This window comes from Paenacidovorax caeni (genome assembly GCF_001298675.1).
Taxonomy (GTDB): domain Bacteria; phylum Pseudomonadota; class Gammaproteobacteria; order Burkholderiales; family Burkholderiaceae_C; genus Paenacidovorax; species Paenacidovorax caeni.
In genome coordinates, this window is the sequence record NZ_CYIG01000095.1 from 1 (window position 1) to 3,365 (window position 3,365).

The 3,365-nt window shown below is 59.0% G+C and carries 5 protein-coding genes and 3 tRNA genes; all 8 read left to right on the plus strand.

What is annotated here, in order from left to right; genetic code table 11:
• The coding region (locus tag BN2503_RS21150; protein WP_233495134.1) for a hypothetical protein at positions 1-260 on the plus strand (260 nt) is incomplete at its 5' end.
• A gap of 70 nt (positions 261-330) precedes the next feature.
• A complete protein-coding gene (locus BN2503_RS18690; RefSeq protein ID WP_054258095.1) occupies positions 331-603 on the plus strand; it encodes a (2Fe-2S)-binding protein in 273 nt (90 codons plus the stop codon).
• Between the two features lie 101 nt (positions 604-704).
• Complete coding sequence (locus BN2503_RS18695; protein ID WP_054258096.1) at positions 705-1,391, plus strand: energy transducer TonB; 687 nt, start codon at positions 705-707, stop codon at positions 1,389-1,391.
• Positions 1,392-1,406: 15 nt separating this feature from the next.
• Entirely contained in the window at positions 1,407-2,126 is a 720-nt protein-coding gene (locus BN2503_RS18700) for a MotA/TolQ/ExbB proton channel family protein (protein ID WP_054258097.1), read from the plus strand.
• A 3-nt stretch (positions 2,127-2,129) separates the two neighbouring features.
• Positions 2,130-2,537, plus strand: coding sequence for an ExbD/TolR family protein (locus BN2503_RS18705; protein ID WP_054258098.1), 408 nt, complete (start codon positions 2,130-2,132; stop codon positions 2,535-2,537).
• Between the two features lie 145 nt (positions 2,538-2,682).
• Positions 2,683-2,758 (plus strand) — tRNA-Ala (locus BN2503_RS18710).
• A gap of 30 nt (positions 2,759-2,788) precedes the next feature.
• Positions 2,789-2,864: transfer RNA gene (locus BN2503_RS18715), tRNA-Glu, on the plus strand.
• 47 nt (positions 2,865-2,911) lie between these two features.
• Positions 2,912-2,988 (plus strand) — tRNA-Asp (locus BN2503_RS18720).
• Positions 2,989-3,365: the final 377 nt, after the last annotated feature.

The following is a 3,365-nucleotide window of genomic DNA, read 5'->3' on the forward strand; positions in this document are numbered from 1 at the left end:
GGCATGAATCGACGAGGCGGCCTTCCCAGAAGACCACGCCCAACATAGCATCGCGCATGACGGGGAAGAGGAAGGGGATCGGTTTGTTTGGCGACTGCCAATCTACCAACCTCAGAACCGTCAACCACTACTTCCCCCAGATCGCGCGAAGAACCTTTTTTTACGTCTGCGGCAGCAGCGACGTCAGCCCAGCTGAAGGCAGGAGACGAGCCCAGCGGTTGGCTGCCCCTACTGCAAACCATGAAATGAAAACACAATAATTATAAATGCGACGAATTCGCATTTATAATTCTTACCATCATTTCTTCAACAGCCATCCGGCCCTTCGCCATGATCGTCTGTGTTTGCCGCCGTATCTCCGACCGTGAAATCGCACGCCATGCCCGTGCGGGAATGAGCTTTGACGAAATCCAATTCGAGCTCGGCGTTGCCACCCAGTGCGGCTGCTGCGAAAACAGCGCACGTGACGTGGTAGCGCAATGCTGCGCCAGCCAACCCATGGCCGCCTTGCGCAACGAAGCGCACGCCCAGGTCAACCAGCTTGCCAACACCCCCTTGGAAAGCTCCACATGCCATTGCTCTCAACCCTTGCAGGCAGCCTGATATTGGTCGTAGGCTCTGCTTGGTGGATTTTCCGCAAGTAAATACCGATAGGCCCACGGCTCAGGGGCACGACGCCGCCCAAGTCCATGCAGCCCCTTCCTATGTCCTCATCCGATAGATTCGCCCCGGCGCCCGGCCTGAGTCGCAACGCCGTCATCATCCTGTCCGTGGTGCTTTTCCACGCAGTCGCCCTCTGGGCACTGCAAACTGGTCTGCTACGCCGTGCAGCGGAAATCGTTATTCCAGCCCAGGTGCTGGCCGAATTCATCACCCCGCCCGCGCCGGAGGCCAAAGAGCCGCCGCCCCCTGTCCAGCCACCGCCTAAACCCGTGCAGCGCCAACCCGTGGTGCGACAGCAGGCGCCGCGTCCGGTCGCAAAACCTGACCCACTTCCAGCACCCAATGCCCCGATGGGCGTTGCCGAGGCCGTTCCTGCGCCCGTCACCGAAGCGCCCCCCACCCCTGCGGCACCGCCTGCGCCCCCTTCTCCACCAGCCCCGCCACGTATCGAGCTGCCGTCGAGCAACGCAGGCTACCTCAACAATCCCAAGCCCACGTATCCTGCCATCAGCCGCCGCTTGGGCGAGCAAGGCAAGGTGGTGTTGCGCGTATTCATCGATGCCGAGGGCAGCCCACAGCAAATCGAAATCCGGCAGTCCAGTGGCTATGAGCGACTGGACCAGCAAGCCCTGGATGCCGTGCGCCGCTGGCGCTTCGTTCCGGGCAAGCGCAACGGCGTGCCCGAGGCCATGTGGAACATTGTCCCCATCAATTTCGTACTCGAATAATTTTCAGGAGTTTTCATGGATTCCCATTTCGGCCTTGCCAGCGTCTGGACCCAGGGCGACTTTGTCACCCGTGCCGTCGCGTTGATTCTTCTTGCTATGTCACTGGCCTCTTGGATCGTCATCCTCATCAAGGCGCTGGACATCGTGAAGTTCAAGAAGCATGCCCGCGGGGCGCAAGACTTCTGGCACAGCGAGGATTTTGCTGCCGGCCTTGCCAAGCTCGGCACGGATTCCACCAACCCCTTCCGCCACCTGGCGCTGGAAGGGCGCGAAGCTACCGCCCACCACCGCAATACCAAAGTCCACCTGCACGATAGCCTGGACGTCAGCGACTGGGTCACGCGCTGCCTGCGCAACTGCATCGACGAATTCACCGCGCGCCTGCAATCAGGCCTGGCCATCCTGGCGTCGGTAGGCTCCACCGCCCCCTTCATTGGATTATTCGGCACCGTGTGGGGCATCTACCATGCGCTGATCGCCATCGGCACATCGGGGCAATCAACCATCGACAAAGTCGCGGGCCCGATCGGAGAGGCACTCATCATGACGGCCCTGGGCTTGGCCGTGGCCATTCCGGCAGTGCTTGGTTACAACGCGCTGGTACGCGGCAACAAATCCATCCTGAATCGCCTGAACAGCTTTGCCCATGATCTGCACGCCTACTTCGTGACGGGTGCGCGCGTCTCGGCCAGTGGCGAAACAGCAAAAGTGCTCCCCCTCAAGAAAGGCGCGTGAGCCATGGCTTTCGGTACCCAAGACGACGCCGATGAAGTGATGAACGAAATCAACATGACGCCGCTCGTCGACGTCATGCTGGTGCTCCTCATCATCTTCATCATCACCGTGCCGGTGATGAAGCACTCGGTCAACGTGGATCTGCCTAAGGCCCAAAACCTGCCTGAAGAGACCAAGCCGGAGACCGTGCGTCTGACGGTCGATGCAGATGGCAAGTACCACTGGAACGAGTTCGCCATCACCGACGAAGATCTGGTGCGACAATTGGAGGCTGAGGCTGCGAAAGAGCCGCAGCCGGATCTGCATATCCGCGGCGACAAAAACGTGCGCTACGAGCGCGTAGCCCAGGCCATGGCAGCAGCACAGCGCGCTGGCGTGCGCAAGATCGGCTTTGTGACCGATCCCCAGTAGCTCTTGCGGATGCGGCAGACAGGCGAACAAGCCACACGCCCCTCATGCGGCTGCGCGAACTTCTTTTACAAGCCAAAAGTTCTGCTATAGTTGCGGTCTCGCTTGATACGGCGTGAGTACAAAAATACCCACCCTACCAAGCTTTGGGGGTATAGCTCAGCTGGGAGAGCGCTTGCATGGCATGCAAGAGGTCATCGGTTCGATCCCGTTTACCTCCACCAATAAAAATTGAACGCAAGTTCTTAGGTTTTGACCCTATCGTCTAGAGGCCTAGGACATCACCCTTTCACGGTGAGTACCGGGGTTCGAATCCCCGTAGGGTCGCCAAGTTTGAGGCACTTGAAGCTTGAACAAGCTGACAACGCTTCCTACCAGGAGTGGTAGTTCAGTTGGTTAGAATACCGGCCTGTCACGCCGGGGGTCGCGGGTTCGAGTCCCGTCCACTCCGCCACAGACTTCTGTAAGTCGTTGTTTTGAAAAAGCTTTTTAGCTTACAAGGCAACGACTCACAAGTCAACTCACAACGCTGCAACGGTTTTCGTTTGCGGCGTTTGTCTTTGTGCCGTCGCGTGCGCGTGGCACTTCGCTGCATAGCGTGGCCTTCGAGTCGAACGCCGCTTCTGCTGCTGCCTGGCAAAGTTTTTTCGTTGTGCTGGCGTGCTCGCCCCGTACTAGGGCGTGTCCGAATTTTTGTGTAAACGGGTCGGACTTCAATTGACGGAGATGCGGTCTCCGAACTGAATGGTAAAGCGGGTCAGCGCGGCCTTCCAATCGTGGATGGGCATGGTCCACTTCTGGCTGATGTTGCGCAGCGCCAGGTAGAACAGC